Source organism: Mameliella sp. CS4, assembly GCF_019392335.1.
Taxonomy (GTDB): Bacteria; Pseudomonadota; Alphaproteobacteria; order Rhodobacterales; family Rhodobacteraceae; genus Antarctobacter.
Window position 1 is genome coordinate 25,670 of sequence record NZ_JAHXRQ010000031.1, and the last position, 20,295, is coordinate 45,964.

The window sequence follows — 20,295 nt, forward strand, 5'->3', positions numbered from 1 at the left end:
CCGTGGACGTCGCCATTCTCTTCTCGGTTTTCGTGGCCGGCCTTGCGCTGGGCATTCCCGTCGCGATCACCCTTGGCCTGTCGTCGCTGGCCTATCTGCTGTTCGCCGGGATGCCCCCGGTGGTCATGCCGCAAAAGATGTACGCGGGCATGGATGTCTTTGTGTTGCTGTCGATCCCGGGGTTCATCCTTGCGGGCAACCTGATGAACCAGGGCGGGATCACTCATCGCATCATCCGCTTTGCAAATGCCCTCGTGGGATGGATTAGGGGCGGGCTTGGCTTGACCAATATCTCGGCCTCGATGCTGTTTGGCGGTATCACCGGCACGGCGGTGGCCGATGCGGCCAGCCTTGGCGGCGTGCTGATCCCCGGCATGAAGAAAGCGGGCTATCCGGCTGATTTCTCGGCCGCTGTCACTGCGGCCTCGTCCACGGTCGGCCCGATCATTCCGCCGTCCGTGCCGATGATCATCGTCGGCGCGCTGTCGGGGATATCGGTGGGCAAGATGTTCCTGGCGGGGGCCATTCCCGGCATCCTGATGGGCGTGGCCATGATGGTGACCTGCTACATCATCTCTGTCCGGCGCGGCTATCCGCACCAGCCCTGGCAGGGCTGGGGAGAGGTCGCGCGCAGCTTCGGCGGGGCGATCTGGGCCATCGCCATGACCTTCCTGATCATCTACGGGCTGCTGTCCGGCTATGCCACGCCAACGGAAACCGCCGTTGTCGCCTCTGTCTATGCCTTCATCGTCGGCGCCTTCATCTACCGTGAACTCCCCATCCGGAAAGTGCCGGGCATCGTGGCCGACAGCGCTGTGTCCGCCGCTGGCATCCTCGCACTGGTGGGCTTTGCCAATGTCTTTGGCTGGATCCTTGTGTCCGAGCGCATTCCGCAGGCCATCGCCGACTCCGTGCTTTCGCTGACCGACAACAAGTTCCTAGTGATCCTGCTGATCAACATCCTGCTGCTTTTCGTCGGCATGTTCATGGAGACGATCGCGGCGCTGATCATCCTCTTCGTGCCGCTCTTGTCACTGTCGAACGCGGTGGGCATCGACCCGCTGCATTTCGCGACCTTCGCGGTGCTGAACCTGATGATCGGGCTGACCACGCCGCCGGTGGGGGTCTGCCTCTTTGTCTGCGCCAATATCGCCCGGCTGCCGCTGGCGCCGGTGGTGCGTGCGATCCTGCCCTTCCTTCTGACCAACATCCTTGTGCTGCTGGCGGTCTCCTTCTTTCCGCCGCTGGCCACCTGGCTGCCATCCGTCCTGACCAACTGAGGAGGACCGACATGCAAACCCGAGTCTGCCGTCTTTACGGCGCCAAAGACCTGCGCATCGAAACCGAAGAGGTCGCCGCACCGGGGCCGGGCCAGGTGCTTGTCGCCGTCGCCGCGGGCGGCATCTGCGGATCGGACATGCACTACATGTCCGACGGCGGCATCGGCACCATCCGCGTGCGCGAGCCGATCATCCTGGGCCATGAGGCCTCTGGCCGGGTCATGGCGGTGGGCGCGGGGGTCACGGGCCTGACACCGGGCGATCCGGTTGCCTTGAACCCCAGCCGCCCCTGCGGGGACTGCGCATACTGCGCCGAGGGCCTGCCGATGCATTGCCTGAACATGCGCTTCAACGGGTCCGCCATGCGGCTGCCACATGAACAGGGGCTGTTCCGCGACCGGATCGTGGTGGACGCGGTGCAATGCGTCCCCCTGCTGGACGGCGCCGACCTGGGCGCCGTGGCCTGTGCCGAACCCTTGGCGGTCTGCCTGCATGCCGCGCGCATGGGCGGAGAGATCGCAGGCAAGCGCGTCCTGGTCACGGGCGCCGGGCCCATCGGTGCACTTTGCGTTGCCATCGCGGCGCGTGCGGGCGCGGCAGAGATTGTCGTCACCGACCTGCAGGACGCCACGCTGGAGGTCGCCCGCGCGATGGGCGCCACCCGCACCATCAATGTCGCCAGTGACCCGGACGCGATGGAGGCCTATGCCGCCGACAAGGGGTATTTCCACCTCGTCTACGAATGCTCTGCCGCCGCGCCTGCCATCCGCTCTGCCATCGCCACACTGCGTCCGCGGGGCACGCTGGTGCAGGTCGGCGTTGTCGGAGACACGCCGATGCCGATCAACGCGCTGGTGGCCAAGGAGATCAACGTGCAGGGCACCCATCGCTTTCACGAGGAGTTTGCCGAGGCCGTCGAGGCGATCACCTCGGGCAGTATCGACGTGGGTCCAATCATCACGGCAAGCTTTCCGCTGGAAGAGGCGGCACAGGCCTTTGCTGTGGCCGCTGACCGGACGAAATCGGTCAAGGTTCACCTGACATTCGAGGCCGCGTGATGCAGAGATTTGCCCGTAATGACCTGTTCGACCTGGCCCGTACTCTGCTGACGGAGGGGGGCCTTGACCCGGAGAAAGCGCGCATCGTCGCCGACCTGCTGATCCGCACCGATGAGTTGGGGGTCACGACGCACGGGATCTCGATGGTCTCTTACTACTTGCCGGAACTGGCCTCGGGGCGGATGACCTCGGAGGGCAGCCATGAGGTCATCACCAATCGCGGCGCAACGCAGGTCTGGGACGGCAATTACCTGCCCGGACATTGGGTCATGACCCATGCGCTGGAGTCCGGCATGGCCCGCGCCCGCGAGACCGGCATCGCCGCCATCGCGATCCGGCGCAGCCATCACATCGGCTGCCTGTCGACGCTGACCCGTATCGCCGCCCTGCAGGGGCAAATCTGTTACATCGCAACCTCGGACCCGTCGGGCCAGTGGGTTGCGCCCTTTGGCGGGGTCGAACCCTTGTTGACGCCGAACCCCTGGGCCATCGGCTATCCCGGCGGCGAGCACCCGGTACTGATCGACACCTGTGCCTCGATCACCACGGTGTCCAAGGTGCGCGAGCACATCAACAGCGGCACACAGTTCGCCCATCCCTGGATGCTGGACGCCGAGGGCAACGCCACCACCGACCCGAATGTGGTGAATGCCGATCCCAGGGGATCAATCCTGCCGGTCGGCGGCATGGATCACGGTCATAAGGGGTTCGCCATGAGCCTGATGGTCGAGATGCTGACCCAGGGCCTTGCAGGGCATGGACGGGTCGAGTCGCCCGACCGCTGGGGGGCGAACGTGTTTTTGCAGGTCATGGACCCGGCGGCCTTCGCCGGGGCAGGGGCGTTCGAGGCGCAGGTGGACCACCTCAATTCCGCCTGCCGTGACAGTGTCCCGATCCCGGGGCGCGGTCCGGTGCGCATTCCGGGCGACAGAGCCGCAAGCGCGATGGCACAGGCCGCGACGCAGGGGATTGCCCTGCCGGACGAAGTGCTGACCCGTATCCGCGCCTGCGCCGAGGCGGCGGGCCTTGATTTCCCCAAGGACCTCGCCTGAGCCTCGGGGAAATCACCGGAGTTTGATGAAAAATCAGGCATCTGCACGTCACAGGGCAATTGCGGGGGCGGGGGATATCAAGACCTGTTTCCCCGCCAAATCGCCGTTATGCTACCCATGTTTGACAAAGTCATTGCATGGAGCCTGACCCGTGACGTCACAGAATGCCGCCAGCCCGTCGACCCGCTCTGGCCCGGGTCTGCCCCGTCGAGCCATCTTCGGGGCGGTGCTGGTCGCTGCGGCCTTGGGCGCCGCCGCTGCGCTGGGCATCGCTGGTGCGGCGCTGAAACCCGCCAGCGAGGACTATGTCTTCAGCCGTGGCACCGGCTTTGCCACGGGGGAAGAGCTGCGCCTGAAAGCGCAGCTTTCGCAGCTTGCCGCCGATGATCGCATCGTCATTCGGATAACCGGTCACAGTGGGACCCAGGGCGACGAGGCCGCCAACCTGAAGCTCTCCGAAGATCGCGCCGAGACCGCGCGGCAGGTGGCGCTGGAGGCCGGTTTCCCGCTGCGGCGCATCGACTGGGCCGGCGGCGTGGGCGGGGGCGATCCGCTGCCACGAGAGGACGGCATGGGGGATCGTGCGTATCAGTCCAGCCTGGCCCGGGTGACACTGTCCTGGCAGGTGCGGCCATGACCATGCACGACCGCGTCTTCAGCGGGGGCAGCCTGTCGGCGCGCACGCCTGTCCTGCCCGTGGTGCTGGTGCTGGTCGCGGTACTACTGGCCGGGCTGGCCTACCTGGCGTTTGTCCGGCTGCCGCTGTGGTTCCCGGGCGCGCATATCGTCCTTGCCGTGGTTCTGGGGTTGGCGTTGTCGCTGGGGGCGCTGATGCTGTTGCCCGCCCGTATGCTGCATTCCGAGGCGGCGCTGCTGGCCCATGCCTTTGACCAGTTGCACGGCGCCCAGTCCGGACGCCACGCCACCGCGCTGGCCACGGTGATCGAAACCCACGACCGTGCCCGCCGCATCCGCCGTATCGTGCCCGGCACGCAAGAGGACATCGCCGCGCTGCTGACCCGGACCGCAGACAGGTTCGACGCATTGGCGCGCAGCCTGTTCTACGCGCCCGGCGAACTGCCACGCGTGCAGGCGGTGCTGGCGCGGTCCGACCTTGTGGTCGAGGCGATCGAGACCCACGGCGCCCTGCGCGCCCGTGCCGGCGGCGATGGCAAGGATGTCGAGGCCAGCCGCGCCCATCTGCGCACCAGCATACAGAGCCTGCATGATGCGCTGGACGGGCTGGAGGCGCGGGCAATCACGTCTTTGCTGGAGAAGGTCGAAGTGGCATCATCGACCGCAGAGACCCTGCTGCGCCGCTGAGGTGGCGTTGAATTTCCGGGGCCAAGTCCCCGACAACGACGAAGGACTTGTTATGAAGAAACTCATTCGATCCCTTTGCACAGTGCTGGCCCTGGCGGCCACTGGCCTGCCCGCGATGGCCGAGACAGGAGATCCGCTGGCCCAGGTCGTGACCAGCCCGGTGCGCGACTGTTCCGGCGGAACCACGCAGAAGATGCCGTTGATCGCCTGGGGCGCGGACGGTGTCGTGGTCCATGCCAACGGCAATTCCCTTTCCCCGCGCGGCGGGTTGCTGCAGGACGCGGGCTGGGAACTGACGCTTTCGGTCAAGGACAAGTTCGCGGGCCAGGTCGAAGACTACCTGGCCTGTGACACGCCTTTCCTGCGTGGCACGCTGGGCATGCTGATGGCCGCCGCCCCGGTGACCGAAGCCGACCCCAGGACCGAACAGATCGTTTTCTTCAAGCACAGCTGGTCGGCCGGGGATGGCATTGTCGCAGGAGAGGGCATCCGCCGTCCGTCCGATCTGGCGGGCAAGCGGATCGCGATCCAGGCCTACGGCCCGCACGTCGATTTCGTGGGCCGGGTGCTGTCGGACGCAGGCCTCAGCTTTGACGACGTGACCGTGGTCTGGGCCGAGGCGCTGACCGGCGACGGCGACACGCCTGCCAATCTCTTTGCCGAGGGCAAGGCCGATGCGGCGGCGGTGATCCTGCCGGATGCGCGTTTCCTGACCTCGGGCGGAGCCGTGGGCACCGGGGCCGAAGGCTCGGTCAAGGGATCGACGATCCTGATCTCGACGCTGGAGGCGACCTCGGTCGTCTCGGACTATATCGCGGTGCGGGCGGACTATTTCGACGCCCATCGCGACGAGATCGCCCAGTTGGTCAACGCGCTGTTCCGGGCCGAGGAAGAGATGCGCGCCTTCATGGCCGAAGAGGGCAATCCGGACCGCGCCCAGATGGCGCGGCTGATGGCCGACGAATTCCTGGGCGGGCTGCCGCAGGAAGAAGGCGTGTTCCTCTGGATGGATGCGATCACCGACGGCTGGTCGGGCAACGCCCGCCATTTTGCCGATCCCTCGGACCTGCGCCGCTTCGACGTCCTCAGCCAGGAGGTCGCCACGGCGCTGCGCGGCGCCGGAATGATCGACTTTCCGCATGAACTGGCCACGGCGGAATGGGATTACACCACGCTGACAGACGGGCTGAAAAACCTCGACGACCGCCAGGTCGCCGCCTTCAACCCGGAAAAGGCGGCGCAGGCCGTCAACCGGCTGCGCCGCACCGGTCAGCTGGACGCCAACACCAAGATCGACTTCCAGGTCTACTTCGAGCCGGACACCCCGGATTTCCCCGCCGACCTCTACGCCGAGGATTTCGCCGAAATCCTGCGCCTGGCCTCGACCTATTCCGGCGCAATCATCACAGTCGAAGGCCATGCCGACCCGCTGCATTTCCTTCGGCGCCAAAAGGACGGCGCCGCCAAGTCCGAGCTGCGTGGCATCCGCACCTCGACGCAGAACCTGTCGCTGCAGCGGGCCATCGCCGTGGTCGATGCGCTGGAAACCTATGCCGAGGACAATGGCATCCGGCTGATCCGCGACCAGTTCATCGTCGATGGCGTCGGCATTTCCGCCCCCAAGTTCAACCCGCCCACCACAGAGGCGGAGTGGCGGCAGAACATGCGTGTGGTTTTCCGGGTGCTGACGGCCCAGGCCGAAGCCACCACCTTCGATCCGCTATGACCCGGGGGATGGTGACATGAGCATGGCAAAAAGCGCCCTGGTGGCCGTGGCCGGCGTTGTGGCCGTGAGTGGCTTTATCTTTTACAACACCCTGTCCGAGCCGGGCACCTACACGCCCGCGACCGACATGGGCACCGTGGACTGGGAGGCGCTGGCCGCCTGGCCACCGCTGATCGAGGTGCCGGACGTGGAGGCGGTGCCGGACCCGGACCGGATCTTTACCATGATCGTTCTGGACGATTCCGGCTCCATGGGGTCCGACCTGGAACAGGCCAAGGCCGCGGTGCTGGAGGCGGTGCGCATGATGGACCCGAACGACAGAGTGGGTGTCCTGGCGCTGAATGCCGGGCTGGTCCTGCCTTTCGAGACGGTCGAGGATGCCGCGGATATCCTGCCGGGCCGGCTGTCGCCGCTGCGGTCCACCGGCTCGACCCCGCTGGGTCCGGCCCTGTCGGCGGCGCGTGATCTGCTGTCCGAAGAGGCGGCGCGCTCGCGGTCTTTCGGCACCTACCGGATCATCGTCACCACGGACGGGGCGGCGGACGATCCCGACCTTCTGGTGCGTGAGGTGATCGAGACGGTGAACAAGACGCCGGTCCAGGTGGCCACCATCGGCATCGGCATCGGACGGCGCCACGTCCTGAACGCCGAAGGGCACACGAGCTATGTCGCGGTGGACGATGTGGGCAAGCTGGCCCAGGCGCTGCAGGCCGCCGTGGCCGAGAACGCCAGTTTCGATCCGATCACGGCCTTCGAGGGGGACAATTAGGGCATGGGCCGCGCGCTGCTGCAATGGGACGAATGGAACCCGGGACTGGACACCGACGACATGACCCTGGCCGAGGTGCTGGCGACGATGCCCGCCGCCGAGGCCGAGGAGGTGCCCGAGATCATCCGGAAATACGAGAACCCCGAAAGTCCCGACGCGCTGCCCGGCGCGATCAGTCTCGCGCGGCATGATTGCATCCACGTCCTGCTGGGCCGGGGCCTGCACGTGCAGGACGAGGCCTTTATCATTGGCGCCACGATGGGCGCGGCCTCGGACATCACGGATGCGGCGGTGGATACCTTCATCCACGTCTCGACCACGCTTTACCCGAAGGTCTGGCAGTTCAAGCCCGAGCACATCCCCAGCTATCGGCTGGGGGTGGGCTATTCCATCGACAACCTGCCGAACCGGGATCTGCACCTTGTCCCGCTGGAGGACGACCCCTGGCAGTCGATGACCGTGCGCGAGCTGCGCAAACATTTCGGCATCGTCAAGGAAGAGTTGCGCGCCTATTTCCGCAAGGCGGAACTGCTGGTGCCCGGCACGCGCGCCTCGCGGCGGCTGGATACCTCGGCCCACAGGCGCGACCAGTCCTTGAACTACCGCGACGGCGGCGATTGACGCTCAGGCCGGTTCCACCTGCATCAAGCGGCAGTCGAGCCGGGCCATGACTTGTGGCCCGGCGGCGCGCGCCATCGCCCAGGCGAGCGCCACGTTGCTGCCGAAGACCGGCAGGCCCAGCTCCCGTTCCAGCGGTGCGATCACATCCAGCGTGCGCAGGTTGGTGCAGGACAGGAAAATCCCGTCGATATCGCTATGCCGGGCGACCTCGCGCGCGGCGGCCTTGACGCTTGCGGCAGAAATGCGCGCGACGTTGGCCTCGATCGCCTCACCGAAATGCACGGCGCGGGTGACCTCTGTTCCATCGCTGGCAAGCGCATCGCAGACCGGTTGCGCCACGTCGGGGCGATAGGGCGACACCAGCCCCAGACGGCGGATGCCAAGGTGACGGCAGGCGGCGCGGGCGGCGCTCAGCGGGTCGCAGACCGCGCCTGTCCGGCAGGCACCGCCGACCAGCTCTGTCACTCGCTTGACCCCGATCATCGTGGTGCCCGAGGTGCAGCCATAGCCCACGGCGCCAAACTGCGCGGCAGGGGGCAAGAGCGCGGTCACGCGCGGCAGGTCCGCCTCCATCCGGCCCAGCGTCTCGGGCGTCGCCTCGGCCCCCGAGGGGATGCGCGTGACATACAGCGCCACTGACGGATCGGAAAAGATGCGGCGGAAATCGCTTTCGATGGTTTCGTCCACATGCAGGACGATCAGCCCCAGGCAGGCTTTTTCGGCCGGGTCGAGATCAAAGGGAAAGCCGCTCATATCTCGATCTCCGGCAGCTCGAAGGGCGCGCGTTCCGTCAAGAGTTCCGGGCCGTCGGCGCGTAGCACGATGTCCTCTTCGTGCACGAGGATCCGCCCCGGCGCGATCTCGACCGAGGGTTCCAGCGTCAGCACCATGTTCTCGCGCAGTTCCGTGTTGTCGCGATCGGTGAACGAGGGCCATTCCGTCAACGTGATACCCAGCCCGTGGCCCAGCCTGCCGCCGCCGGGCGTTGCGCCGCGTTCGGAGAGGGCACAGGTCAGCAGCCGTTGCGCATCCCGCGCTGTCATGCCCGGGCGCAGCCGGTTCAGCGCGACCTCGGTCGCCTCGTACAGGGCGGCCTGCGCGCGGCGCGTGTCGTCATCCGGCGGTCCGATGCTGAAATTCCGGTCGAAGTCGCAGAAATACCCGTTCTTCACCGCGCCCGTGTCCAGCATCAAAACGTCACCGCGCCTGACAGGGACGGGCAGGGCCGGTGAAATGACGTCGCCATACCCGCCCGGACCGGCGCCGCCTGCGGTGTAGCTGACCCAGTCAGCCCCGCCGTCCAGCAAGGCGCCCTGGAACCCGCGAAAGATCGCGTCCAGTTTGCGTTCGGCGGCAACGATGGCGGGCACGGCGTCAAAGGCCCGCGCGGCGAGGGTGCAGGTCTCGCGGATCGCGGAAACCTCCAGCTCGGACTTGATCTCGCGCACCCGCTGCACCGTGTCGGTGGCGTCGGTGAAGGCGCGCGGCGCCAGGGCGGCCGTCAGGCGGCGGTAGTCGGCCAGGGGCATCCGCAGACTGGTCTCCAACCCCATCGGCACACCGATCCGGCCCCGTTCGGGGACCAGCGCGGACAGCGTCTCGGTCAAGAGGCCGATGCCGTCATCAACCGGGTCCGGGGCCGGCCAGGTGCGGACCTCGCCCACATGGCACTGGCCCATCAGGTGCGCGCCGATTTCGGGGATCACCGCGACAGGATCCCCCTTGGCGGGCAGCACGATGAACCAGGGGCGTGCCGGGCTTTCCCAAAAGCGGGTCAGGAACCCGGTGACGTAGAAGACATCCGCAGGCCCGGTCAAGAGCAGCGCATCCTCGCCCGCTGCTCTCATGCGGGCCTGCAGCGCGGACCAGCGGCGCCGGTATTCGCCCGCACCGAAACCTGTGGGCCCGTCAGCCATCTTCCGGGCCTTCGCTGAGCACCGCCAGCACCCGGGCCTCCGCCCCGATCCCGGGCAGTCCGGCGATGAGGGCGGCCAGTCCTGCACCGCCAGAGGGGGTTGTCGCCAGCCCGTGCCGGGCCAGCGCGGCGACGCCGTCCCTGGCCTCATCCTCGGTGATGGTCGCAAAACTGTCGGCGTCCCGAGACAATCCGGCCAGCGCGATCATCGAGGGCGTCTTGCAATCCAGCCGACCCATGCAGGAGACCGGCCCCGGCGCGGTCACGGCATGGCCCGCGCGGATGCTGTCCCGCAGGGCAGGGGCCGCATCCGGTTCTACGACGACGATCTTGGGGGTATCGCCCCAGGCGGCGCGGAAATGCGCGGCAAGGGCCGCGGCCATGCCGCCGACACCGGCCTGCAACAGGATATGCGTGGGCGGTTCGGGCATCTGCTCGACGGTTTCGGCGGCCAGTTGCAGGTAACCTTCCATGACCGCAAGCGGGGGATCTGTGTAACCCTCCCAGGAACTGTCCGACAGCAGGATCCATCCATACCCGGTGGCGGCCTGTTCTGCCGCGGCCATGCTCTCTTCGTAGGTGGCGCCCGCGCGCACGACCTCGGCGCCCTTGGCGCGCAGCCGGTCGGCAAAGGCCTCTGGCACCGTGTCAGCCAGGTAGATCACCGCGCGGGCGCCAAAGACGGCGGCCCCGGCCGCCACCGACAGGCCGTGATTGCCAGCGCTGGCGGCGACATAGGTGCGGCCCGCAGCCGAGGGCGGTTCGCCACCCGCGTCACATGCGTCCCGCGCAATGGCATAGGCCGCGCCAAGCGCCTTGAAGCTGCCAAGCCCCATGCGCCCGCTTTCATCCTTGATCTTCAGATCCGCAACGCCGCAGGCAGAGGCCAGGTCGGGCGCATCGCGCAGGGGCGTGGGGGCGTGTTTCGGGCAACGCGCCAGCAGGGCCGAGACGGGCGCCGGGTCCGAGGCGGGCAGGGGCCACTCCTGCAAGATCCCATTGCCACGGAACGGGTTTGGCTCGATCTCTGGCACGTCGCTGACCTCCGGCGCGGTTTCACAATCGGCCCGAGCCTAGGCGCATTCCCCTGACCGCGCAATCGCGGCGGGACAGGTGGTTACGTGCCGGGCGCCGGGTCAGAGAAATGGTCGGGAAAACGGGCACGCAGCAGGTCGAGGCGGCTGATCGTGCCGGAAAGATGGCTGCGCACCGCCTCTGTCGCGGCCTCGACGTCACCGGCCTCGATCCCGGCGAGGATGCGTTTGTGATGGCTCACGATGTCGGCCATCTTGCCCTCGGACGGCAGGTCCAGCCGCTGGCAGCGCAGCAGGTGCCCCATCCGCCGCACCAGCATCTGTTGCAGGTTGGTCATGCCGACCCCTGCGAACAGTGTCCGGTGAAAGGCGCGGTCCAGCTCGTTGAACATGCCCATCTGCTCGGTGTCGCCGACAAGGGTATCCTGCATCCGCACGATGGCACGGGCCCGGGCAAGGATGGTCGGCTGCGGAGCGAGCGCAAGGCGGCGCACCACCTCGGTCTCGACCGAGATCCGCAGGAACTGGGTTTCATACAGTTGGTCGACGTCGATGCGATTAACCACGGTGCCCGATTGCGGCATGATCCGCAGCAATCCGTCCTCTTCCAGCCGCTGCATCGCCTCGCGCACGGGGGTCAGGCTGACCCCGTATTCCTGCGCCAGAGCATTGCGCGAGAGCGATGTGCCGGGGGGGTAGTCCAGCGACACGATCTTGCCCCGCAGCGCGTCGTAGACCGTCCCCGCCGCCGAGGTCGGGGCGGCTTTCGCCGTGTCGCCAAAGCTTTGTTCAATCGAGGACATCGTCGGACCACTCCTGCGTCCACCCTGTGGATGACGAGGATCTAGGCGGGTGGACAAGGGTATTCAATCAAGATTGACGCTCTGGATCAACTAATATATTAGTTTGCGCAGCTGCCGATGAAGCCACACGAGAAAGCGTGGCACGCAGCGCAGAACGGGAGGAACCTATGAAATTCGAGATGCTCAAGACGCTGTCCAGGGCAGGGGTCGTTGCGGTTGCAGCCCTGGCCGCGGCCGGCGCGGCCAGCGCCGCGGACCGTGTGCTGAAGATCCAGACCTCGTCCAATGCCAGCCACGCCTCGCTGGCCTATCTGAACGAGGTATGGGTGCCCAAGCTGGAGGCCATGACCGGCGGCTCGCTGACCGTCGAGCTGCTGCCGATCAACGCGGTCGTGCCGCGCCGCGAAACCCCCGAGGCTATCGGCGTCGGCATCCTCGACGGCGACCTGACCTCGATCAACTATTTCGCCGGTGTCGATCCCGCCTTTGCCCTGATGGGTGACCTGATCGCCGGGTACGATTCCGCCGACCAGATCCAGGCCTTCTGCGCCCAGGGTGGCGGCAAGGAGATGCTGCAAAAGCTCTACGACACGCATTTCCCGGGCGTCCATGTGGTCGGCTGCGGCGCCTACGCGCGCGAGGCCTTCGTCTCCAAGGTGCCGGTGCGCGGCGTCGCGGACCTGGCGGGCCTGAAGATCCGTTCGCCCGAAGGTCTGGCCGCGGACGTGTTCAAGCGGGCAGGGGCGGCGCCGGTCTCGATGGCCGGGTCGGAAACCTACGGCGCGCTTGAAAAGGGCGTGATCGACGCGGCTGACAACTCGGCCTATGCCAACAACGATGCCAACGGCATGCACAAGATCGCCAAGTACCCGATCTACCCCGGCATCCACTCTACCCCGATCCTGCAGTTCACCGTCTCTGAACAGGTTTGGGAAGAGCTGACCGAGGCCGAGCAGGTCGCGTTGGAAACCTGGTATCTCGCCGCCTACAACGGTCTGCGCCAGCACTTCGAACGCCTCGACCGCCAGCTGGTGGCCCGCGACAAGGCCGAGGGTGAGATCACCGTCATCGACTGGCCGCAGGAAGAGCGCGACAAGTTCCGCAAGATCGCCCAGGAAGCCTGGGAAGACTTTGCCGCCGGGTCGGACCTGGCCAAGGAAGTCTACGACGCGCATATCGCCTTCATGAAAGAGGCCGGCCTGCTCTGAGGTCCGCCGCGATTGCCAGGGGCACGCCCGCCAGCCGCGGGCGTGCCGGACTGTCACCAAGGCCCCAACCGACGCGCCACAAGACCGCCCCGCGGCACCGGGGACGGCCGGGATAGGAACATCGAGCGATGACGCGCAACCTAGACGACGCCCTGGATGAGACCGAGATCGAGATCGGCGCCCAGGACCCGCTGCACGACGAGGCGGACTTGCCGCGTTCGCAATACACGGTGGTCGAGCATACCAGCCACATCACCGGCATCGCCATTTCCACCTTTTACCTGGTCGCCGCGCTGGCCACCCTCTGGGAGGTGTTTTCCCGCTACGTCCTTCATGCGCCCACCTACTGGGCCTTTGAAACGGTCATGACCATCGTTGCCGCCGCCTGGATGCTGTCGGCGGGCTACGTGACGATGAAACAGCGCCATATCGCGATCACGGTGATCCACAACCTGGCCAGCAAGAGCCAGCGCTGGTGGCTGGAATTGTTCGCGATGATCGTCGGGGTCATCGCGCTCTACATGCTGCTCAGCGATGCCTCTATCCGGGCCTATGACAGCGTCGGACGGATCGAGAAATCCGGTTCCGCCTTCAATTCTCCCATGCCGATGATGATGAAGAGCCTGATGGTCATCGGCGGGTTCATGTATCTCGCCCAGCTGATGATGAACCTGCATCGGCACCTGACCACCCCCACCGCAAAGATGCTGGTCAAGATCGTGGGCGGCTATTTCATCCTGTACTTCATCTCCGCCTTTCTGGCGCATGTTCTGGATGTGCAGATCGCGGTGATGTTCTCGGATTTCATCACCGGGATCGGCAAGGCATTGGACCCGTCCAAGGCGCTCAACCTGCGCCAGATGGATCTTGGCACGATCTCGATCATCATGGTGGTCCTGCTGATCGCGCTGATGATGACGGGGATGCCGCTGGGGATCGTGACGCTCTTCGTTTCGGTTGTCATGGCAATCGGCTTTTTCGGGCCGCGCGGGCTGTTCCTGGTTTCCTCCAACGCGGTCGGCCTGCTGGAGCATTACAGCCTTGTTGCCGTGCCCTTCTTTGTCCTGATGGCCTCGATCCTGGAACGCGCGGGCATCGCCGAGGACCTGTTCGACGCCATGTCGATCTTTGCTGGCAACCTGCGCGGCGGTGTCGCGGTGCAGACCACGGTCGTCGCCGTGATCCTGGCGGCCATGTCCGGCGTCATGGGGGGCGAGATCGTCATGCTGGGCCTTGTCGCCCTGCCGCAGATGTTCCGCCTTGGCTATGATCGCAAGCTCTCGATCGGGTTGATCTGTGCCTCCGGCGCGCTTGCCACGCTGATCCCGCCGTCGATCATCATGATCGTCTACGGGCTGGCCGCAGAGGTGGGGATCGGCGACCTCTTCATGGCTGGCGCCATCCCGGGGATCATGCTGGCCGTCTTCTATGCGGGCTATGTGCTGATCCGGGTGAACCTCAACCACAGCCTGGCCCCGACCGCCGCAGAGGTGGCCGGGATCACCGGCACGGAGCAGAAACTGTCCAGGGATCGCATGACCGCCGTGCTGCTCTGCATCCTCTTGATCGGCTCCGTCATGGGCTCGATCTATGGCGGCATCGCCTCGGTGACAGAGGCCGCGGCCGTGGGCTGTATCGGCGCGCTGTTCATTGCTGCCGTACGCAACAAGTTCCAGTGGGACGTGCTGTCGGCGGCGATGCTGGGCACGATGACCACAGTCGGCACCATCATCTGGCTGGTGCTGGGTGCGGTCAGCTTTGTCGGCATCTTCAACCTTGTCGGCGGTGGCGAGTTCATGCGCTCGCTCTTTCTGGACCTGGGTCTGTCGGCGCTGGGCACGGTTCTGGTGATGATGCTGATCCTGATGGTGCTGGGCACCTTCATGGAATGGATCGCCATCGTGCTGATCACCGTGCCGGTCTTTGCCCCGGTCATCATGACGCTGGCGCCGGACCTGGGCCTGACAGAGGATCAGGCCAAGATCTGGTTCGGCATCCTCTTTGTCATGAACATCCAGATCTATTTTCTGTCGCCGCCCTTTGGCCCGGCCTGTTTCTGGCTGAAGTCCGTGGCGCCCAAGGACGTGACCCTGCAAGAGATCTTCATCTCGGTCCTGCCCTTCATCGGGTTGCAGATCGTCGGCTTGCTGCTGGTGATGTTCTTCCCGCAGATCGCGCTTTTCCTGCCTGAATTCCTGAACTGAGGAGAGACCAATGATCGGACGCGACAGCCATGACGATATCAACGGTTACGGCATCTGGCCCTGGGTCTTCGGTCTTGCGCTGGCGGCGCTGATCGTTTTCCTGATGTTCCAGTATGCACACCCGATTTCCTGAGGAAGGCCGGATCATGACCAAGAAACCCGAAGACCTCCGTTCTGCCCGCTGGTTCGCACCGGATGACCTGCGTTCGATGGGGCACCGGTCGCGCGCCATGCAGATGGGGCTGGACGGCGAAGACTGGGAAGGCAAGCCGGTCATCGCCATCATCAACACATGGTCCGACCTGTCGCCCTGCCACCACCATCTGCGCGACCGCGCCGAGTTCGTGAAAAAGGGCGTCTATCAAGCGGGTGGCATGCCCGTCGAAATGCCTGTACACAGCTTCTCGGAACAGTTCCTGAAGCCGACGTCGATGCTTTACAGGAACATGGGCGCGCTGGAGGTGGAGGAGACTCTGCGCGCCCACCCCATCGACGGCGTTGTGCTGCTGGGCGGCTGTGACAAGTCCACCCCGGCGCTGGTCATGGGGGCGGTCAGCATGGGGCTGCCCTTCATCTTCATGCCTGCCGGGGCGATGCTGCGCGGCAATTACGCCGGCCAGAAACTGGGCTCGGGCACGGACGTCTGGAAATACTGGGACGAACGCCGCGCCGGGACCATCACCAAAGAGCAGTGGGACGGCGTGCAGGGCGGCATTGCGCGCAGCTATGGCACCTGCATGACGATGGGCACGGCCAGCACCATGATGAGCATTGCCGATGGCTGGGGCCTGACGCTGCCGGGCGCCTCGTCGATCCCGGCGCCGGATGCCGGCCACAAGCGCATGGCCGCCGCCTGCGGACGTCGCGCGGTGGAAATGGTCTGGGAAGACCTCACACCCGACAAAATCCTGACGCCCGAATCCACCCGCAATGCCGTCACCGTCGCCATGGCCACCGGCTGTTCGACCAATGCCATCATCCACCTGATCGCAATGGCCCGCCGCGCAGGTGTGCCGCTGACGCTGGAAGACCTGGACGAGATCGGACACGGCACGCCGGTGATCGCCAACATCCGCCCCTCCGGCAAGGAATACCTGATGGAGGATCTCTTTTACGCGGGCGGTCTGCCCGCCCTGATGAAAGAGCTTGGAGACAAGCTGGACCTTTCCGTGATGACGGTGAACGGGCGGACGATGGGCGAGAACATCGCCGATGCGGTCAACTACAATGACGACGTGATCCGTCCGCTGTCCAATCCGGTCTACCACGAGGGCAGTCTTGCGGTGCTCAAGGGCAACCTCGCCCCCGATGGCGCGGTCATCAAGCCCGCCGCGATGGACCCGAAGTTCCAGACCCACTCCGGCCCCGCCATCGTCGCCGACAGCTATGCCCAGCTCAAGGAGATCATCAACGACGAGGATTACCCGATGACGCCGGATCACGTGATGGTCCTGCGCAATGCCGGGCCGCAGGGCGGGCCGGGGATGCCGGAATGGGGCATGATCCCGATGCCCAAGGCGCTCTTGAAACAAGGCCACCGCGACATGCTGCGCCTGTCGGATGCGCGCATGTCGGGCACGTCCTATGGCGCCTGCATCCTGCATGTCGCGCCCGAGGCCTTTGTCGGCGGACCGCTGGCCCTGATCGAGACCGGCGACATCATCGAGATCGACGTGCCAAACCGGACGCTGAACGTGCGCCTGACGGACGAAGAACTGGCCGCGCGCCGCGACAACTGGACCGCCCCCCCGCCGCGCTACGAACGCGGCTGGGGCTGGATGTTCTCGAAACATATCGAGCAGGCGGACAAGGGCTGTGACTTCGACTTCCTGCGCACCGAGTTCGGCGGCCCGGTTCCGGAACCGGAGATCAACTGATGACACAGGCGTATCCTGCCCCGGGCTTGACCCGGGGCCTCTTTCCCCTCTGCCGGGAGGTCCCGGGTCAAGCCCGGGACGGCGTGGCACGATGACGACCGACCTGGCGATCGCCCTGAAGGGTGTTTCCGGCATCCTCGTCACGCCTTTCGACAGCGCGGGTGAGATCGCGCCGGATCTGCAAAAACCGATCGTGGACCGGGCGGTTGCGGCAGGCGTCCATGTCCTGACCGCCAATGGCAACACCGGCGAATTCTACGGGCTGACCGTGGACGAGGCCTGCGCGATGGTGGCGGCCGCGGGCGCGCATATCGCGGGCCGCGTGCCGATGGTGGCGGGTGTGGGCCGTGGCCTGCGCGACGCGCAGCGCCTCGCCGAAGCATCACAAAAGGCAGGCGCCGCCGCGCTGATGATCCACCAGCCGCCCGATCCTTTTGTCGCGCCTCGCGGCCTTGTCGATTACGTCCGCGCCGTGCGCGAGGCGGGGCAGGGGCTGCCGATCATCCTCTACCTGCGCAACGACACCATCGGCACCGATGCCATTGCCGCGCTCTGCGCCATCGAGGGCGTCATCGGCGTCAAATGGGCCACGCCCAACCCGATGAAGCTCAAGGCCGCCATCGCCGCCTGCCCGGATCACATCATCTGGACCGGCGGACTGGCCGAGGTCTGGGCGCCGACCTTCTACGCCGTGGGCGCACGGGGCTTCACCTCCGGCCTGATCAATGTCTGGCCGGACCGCTCCGTCGCCATCAACACCGCCCTGGAGGGCGGAGACTATGCCGAGGCGCGCCGCCTGATCGCGGAAATGCAGGTCTTCGAGGATATTCGCGCCGAAGAGCAGGGCGGCGCCAATGTGCCCGGCGTCAAGGCGGCCCTGTCCCTGATGGGCGAAGACTGCGGCATCGCGCGTCCGCCCGCCGCATGGCCCCTGAGCCAGGACCAGATGACCCGCCTGCGCGCCTTCATGACAACCAACGGCCTGATCTGAGGACACCAAGATGACCGACCACCCCATGAACCCCGACACCAAGGCCAAGCTGGAGCAGGTCTCTGTCGCGACGCTGGCCACGGCGCTCTACAAGCGCGGGCTGCGCCACCAGGTCATCCAGGACGTGCGCCCGCTGAGCCAGAAGGGCCGCAACATGGTGGGGCCGGCCTTTACCCTGCGCTACATGCCCGCCCGCGAGGACCGCAACCAACTGGTCGAGTTCCGCAACCCCGACCACCCACAGCGCAAGGCGATTGAAACCTGCCCGCCGGGGCATGTCATGGTCATGGACAGCCGCAAGTCGGCCCGGGCCGCCAGCGCGGGCGATATCCTCATCACCCGGTTGATGGTGCGTGGCGGGGCCGGTGTCGTGACCGACGGCGGCTTTCGTGACGCGATGAACATCGCACAGCTGGACATGCCCGCCTATCATTCGCGCCCTTCCAGCCCGACCAACCTGACCACCAACGAGGCCATCGACATCAACGTCCCCATCGGCTGCGGCGACGCGCCGGTCTTTCCGGGTGATATCGTGGTGGGCGACGATGACAGTGTCATCATCATTCCCGCGCATCTTGCCGATGAAATCGCGGATGAGGCCATCGAGATGACCGCCTACGAGGATTTCGCGCTGGAACAGGTGCAAAACGGCGAGACGATCATCGGCCTCTACCCGGCCACGAAAGAGGAAAACCTCGAGAAATTCGCGGCTTGGCGCAAGGCGAACAACCGCTGATGCCAGTCGCGCCCGTCATCCGCCTTGACCCGCGCGACAATGTCGTCGTCGCGCGGACCGCGATCCCGGCGGGTGCGCAGATCCCGGGCGAAGGCGTGACCGCGCTGCAGGACGTCCCGGCGGGGCACAAGATAGCCGTCATGCCGATTGCCCAGGGGGAACCGGTTCTGAAATACGCCACCCTCATCGGCTACGCCGGTGACGACATTGCGCCGGGCACATGGATGCACAGGCATAACGTGCTGGTGGACGACATCCAGAAGGACTATCGCTTCGGCCAGGACTACATCGCGGCGGAGCTCTTGCCCGCGAATGAACGCGCCAGTTTCATGGGGATTCAACGTCCCGATGGCCGCGTGGGCACGCGCAATTACATTGGTGTCTTCATCACCGTGAACTGTGCGGCCACGGTCGCGCGCAAAATCGCGGCCTATTTCGACGAAGAACGGCTGGCCGGTTTTCCCAATGTCGACGGGGTTGTGCCGTTCATCCATCAACAGGGCTGCGGGATGGAGGCGACGGGCGAACCGATGGAGCTGCTGCACCGCACGCTGTCCGGCTACATCCGCCATCCGAACTTGGCCGGCGCGGTGGTCTGCTCGCTGGGCTGCGAGCGCAATTCTCTGGATCGCTTCTTTGGTGACACGGCGCTGGACACCGGGCTGATGCTGCGCACGATCCGGATGCAGGACGTCGGCGGCACGGCGGCGGCCATCGAGGCGGGCAAGGCGGCGGTGCGCGAGATGCTGCCCGAGGCGAACAAGGCGGCGCGCAGCCCGCAATCCGCGGCACATCTCAAGATCGGGCTGCAATGCGGTGGCTCTGACGGGTTTTCCGGCCTCAGCGCCAACCCGGCACTGGGCAAGGCGGTCGACCTCCTGGCCCGTCACGGCGGCACCGCGATCCTCTCGGAGACGCCCGAGCTTTACGGAATCGAACACACGCTGACGGCCCGCGCGCGGGACGAGTCGACGGGCCGCGCGCTTTTGGACCGGATCACATGGTGGCTGGAGTACACCGATGGAAAGGACGTCCAGATGCAGGGCGTGGTCGGCCCCGGCAACCAGGACGGCGGTCTGGCCAATGTGATCGAAAAATCGCTGGGTGGCGCCAAGAAGGGCGGCATGACCGGGATCGAGGCGGTCTATCGCTACGCCGAACCCGTGACAGCGCGCGGGCTGGTCTTCATGGACACGCCGGGTTACGACCCGGTGGCAGCCACGGGTCAGATCGCGGGCGGCGCCAATCTGATCTGCTTCACCACCGGGCGGGGCAGTTGCTTTGGGTCCTTCCCGGCACCGACGATCAAGCTGGCGACCAACACGCCGATGTTCACCCGCATGGCGGGGGACATGGACATCAACTGTGGCACGGTCATCGATGGAGAGATGACATTGGATGCGATGGGAGAGGCGATCTTCGACAGGATCCTGGCCATCGCCTCCGGCGAGACATCGAAGAGCGAGGCGCTGGGTGTCGGCGCCGAGGAATTTGTACCCTGGCCCATCGGGGTCACAGGTTAAGGAAAGGACATACCATGCTGGACAAAAGCACATTCACCCCGCACGGCAAGCATCTGATCGCGGGCGAGTGGGTCTCTGGAGAGACGACCTTTTCCTCCGAGCCGGCGCATGGCCCGGTGCATGATTATTCGGTGGGCACGCCGGCGCTGGTCGACCGGGCCTGCGAGGCCGCCGA

19 protein-coding genes and 1 pseudogene are annotated in these 20,295 nt (G+C 66.0%); 16 read left to right on the forward strand and 4 right to left on the reverse strand.

What is annotated here, in order from left to right; all coding sequences use genetic code 11:
- Positions 1-2 precede the first annotated feature (2 nt).
- From KZZ07_RS23730 to KZZ07_RS23765, 8 genes are all read left to right on the forward strand, one after another.
- The gene (locus KZZ07_RS23730; RefSeq protein ID WP_219518298.1) at positions 3-1,280 is read left to right on the forward strand and encodes a TRAP transporter large permease; all 1,278 of its coding nucleotides are present in this window, start codon (positions 3-5) and stop codon (positions 1,278-1,280) included.
- An 11-nt stretch (positions 1,281-1,291) separates the two neighbouring features.
- Complete coding sequence (locus tag KZZ07_RS23735; protein WP_219518307.1) at positions 1,292-2,338, forward strand: L-idonate 5-dehydrogenase; 1,047 nt, start codon at positions 1,292-1,294, stop codon at positions 2,336-2,338.
- Positions 2,338-3,390, forward strand: a complete 1,053-nt coding sequence (locus KZZ07_RS23740) for an Ldh family oxidoreductase (RefSeq protein WP_255564558.1) — start codon at positions 2,338-2,340, stop codon at positions 3,388-3,390. Before KZZ07_RS23735 ends, KZZ07_RS23740 begins: the two co-directional genes overlap by 1 nt.
- Before the next feature lie 151 nt (positions 3,391-3,541).
- Complete coding sequence (locus tag KZZ07_RS23745) at positions 3,542-4,027, forward strand: OmpA family protein (RefSeq protein WP_219518310.1); 486 nt, start codon at positions 3,542-3,544, stop codon at positions 4,025-4,027.
- Positions 4,024-4,713 (forward strand): hypothetical protein, encoded by a 690-nt coding sequence (locus KZZ07_RS23750; RefSeq protein WP_219518312.1) that lies wholly within the window; start codon positions 4,024-4,026, stop codon positions 4,711-4,713. The genes KZZ07_RS23745 and KZZ07_RS23750 overlap by 4 nt, the downstream gene beginning before the upstream one ends.
- A 52-nt stretch (positions 4,714-4,765) precedes the next feature.
- Positions 4,766-6,439, forward strand: coding sequence for an ABC transporter substrate-binding protein (locus tag KZZ07_RS23755; protein ID WP_219518314.1), 1,674 nt, complete (start codon positions 4,766-4,768; stop codon positions 6,437-6,439).
- 16 nt (positions 6,440-6,455) lie between these two features.
- Positions 6,456-7,208, forward strand: coding sequence for a vWA domain-containing protein (locus KZZ07_RS23760; protein ID WP_219518317.1), 753 nt, complete (start codon positions 6,456-6,458; stop codon positions 7,206-7,208).
- Between the two features lie 3 nt (positions 7,209-7,211).
- Positions 7,212-7,829: a hypothetical protein gene (locus KZZ07_RS23765; RefSeq protein ID WP_219518319.1), complete on the forward strand. Its 618-nt coding sequence runs from the start codon at positions 7,212-7,214 to the stop codon at positions 7,827-7,829.
- 3 nt (positions 7,830-7,832) lie between these two features.
- On the opposite strand, the gene KZZ07_RS23770 is transcribed toward KZZ07_RS23765, so the two are convergent.
- The 4 genes from KZZ07_RS23770 to KZZ07_RS23785 form a co-directional block, all read right to left on the reverse strand.
- Entirely contained in the window at positions 7,833-8,582 is a 750-nt protein-coding gene (locus KZZ07_RS23770; RefSeq protein ID WP_219518321.1) for a maleate cis-trans isomerase family protein, read from the reverse strand.
- Positions 8,579-9,745, reverse strand: a complete 1,167-nt coding sequence (locus tag KZZ07_RS23775) for a M24 family metallopeptidase (RefSeq protein WP_219518322.1) — start codon at positions 9,743-9,745, stop codon at positions 8,579-8,581. The genes KZZ07_RS23770 and KZZ07_RS23775 overlap by 4 nt, the downstream gene beginning before the upstream one ends.
- The gene (locus KZZ07_RS23780) at positions 9,738-10,778 is read right to left on the reverse strand and encodes a pyridoxal-phosphate dependent enzyme (RefSeq protein ID WP_219518324.1); all 1,041 of its coding nucleotides are present in this window, start codon (positions 10,776-10,778) and stop codon (positions 9,738-9,740) included. The genes KZZ07_RS23775 and KZZ07_RS23780 overlap by 8 nt, the downstream gene beginning before the upstream one ends.
- Before the next feature lie 83 nt (positions 10,779-10,861).
- Complete coding sequence (locus tag KZZ07_RS23785) at positions 10,862-11,581, reverse strand: GntR family transcriptional regulator (RefSeq protein ID WP_219518326.1); 720 nt, start codon at positions 11,579-11,581, stop codon at positions 10,862-10,864.
- 167 nt (positions 11,582-11,748) lie between these two features.
- Between KZZ07_RS23785 and KZZ07_RS23790 the strand changes: the two genes are divergently transcribed.
- The 8 genes and pseudogenes from KZZ07_RS23790 to KZZ07_RS27870 form a co-directional block, all read left to right on the forward strand.
- Positions 11,749-12,789 (forward strand): TRAP transporter substrate-binding protein, encoded by a 1,041-nt coding sequence (locus KZZ07_RS23790; protein WP_219518328.1) that lies wholly within the window; start codon positions 11,749-11,751, stop codon positions 12,787-12,789.
- Between the two features lie 128 nt (positions 12,790-12,917).
- Positions 12,918-14,993 carry a TRAP transporter large permease subunit gene (locus KZZ07_RS23795; RefSeq protein WP_219518330.1) on the forward strand — a complete coding sequence of 692 codons (2,076 nt, stop codon included), beginning with the start codon at positions 12,918-12,920 and terminating at the stop codon, positions 14,991-14,993.
- A gap of 10 nt (positions 14,994-15,003) precedes the next feature.
- On the forward strand, positions 15,004-15,126 hold the full coding sequence (locus KZZ07_RS23800; RefSeq protein ID WP_219518343.1) for a dihydroxy-acid dehydratase: 123 nt from the start codon (positions 15,004-15,006) through the stop codon (positions 15,124-15,126).
- A gap of 13 nt (positions 15,127-15,139) precedes the next feature.
- On the forward strand, positions 15,140-16,870 hold the full coding sequence (araD, locus tag KZZ07_RS23805) for an L-arabinonate dehydratase (RefSeq protein ID WP_219518345.1): 1,731 nt from the start codon (positions 15,140-15,142) through the stop codon (positions 16,868-16,870).
- A gap of 91 nt (positions 16,871-16,961) precedes the next feature.
- Positions 16,962-17,861 (forward strand): dihydrodipicolinate synthase family protein, encoded by a 900-nt coding sequence (locus tag KZZ07_RS23810; protein ID WP_219518347.1) that lies wholly within the window; start codon positions 16,962-16,964, stop codon positions 17,859-17,861.
- Positions 17,862-17,871: 10 nt separating this feature from the next.
- A complete protein-coding gene (locus KZZ07_RS23815; protein ID WP_219518349.1) occupies positions 17,872-18,597 on the forward strand; it encodes a ribonuclease activity regulator RraA in 726 nt (241 codons plus the stop codon).
- Positions 18,597-20,120 (forward strand): UxaA family hydrolase, encoded by a 1,524-nt coding sequence (locus KZZ07_RS23820; protein WP_219518351.1) that lies wholly within the window; start codon positions 18,597-18,599, stop codon positions 20,118-20,120. Before KZZ07_RS23815 ends, KZZ07_RS23820 begins: the two co-directional genes overlap by 1 nt.
- A gap of 14 nt (positions 20,121-20,134) precedes the next feature.
- Positions 20,135-20,295, forward strand: a pseudogene (locus KZZ07_RS27870) (aldehyde dehydrogenase (NADP(+))); the annotation flags it as partial.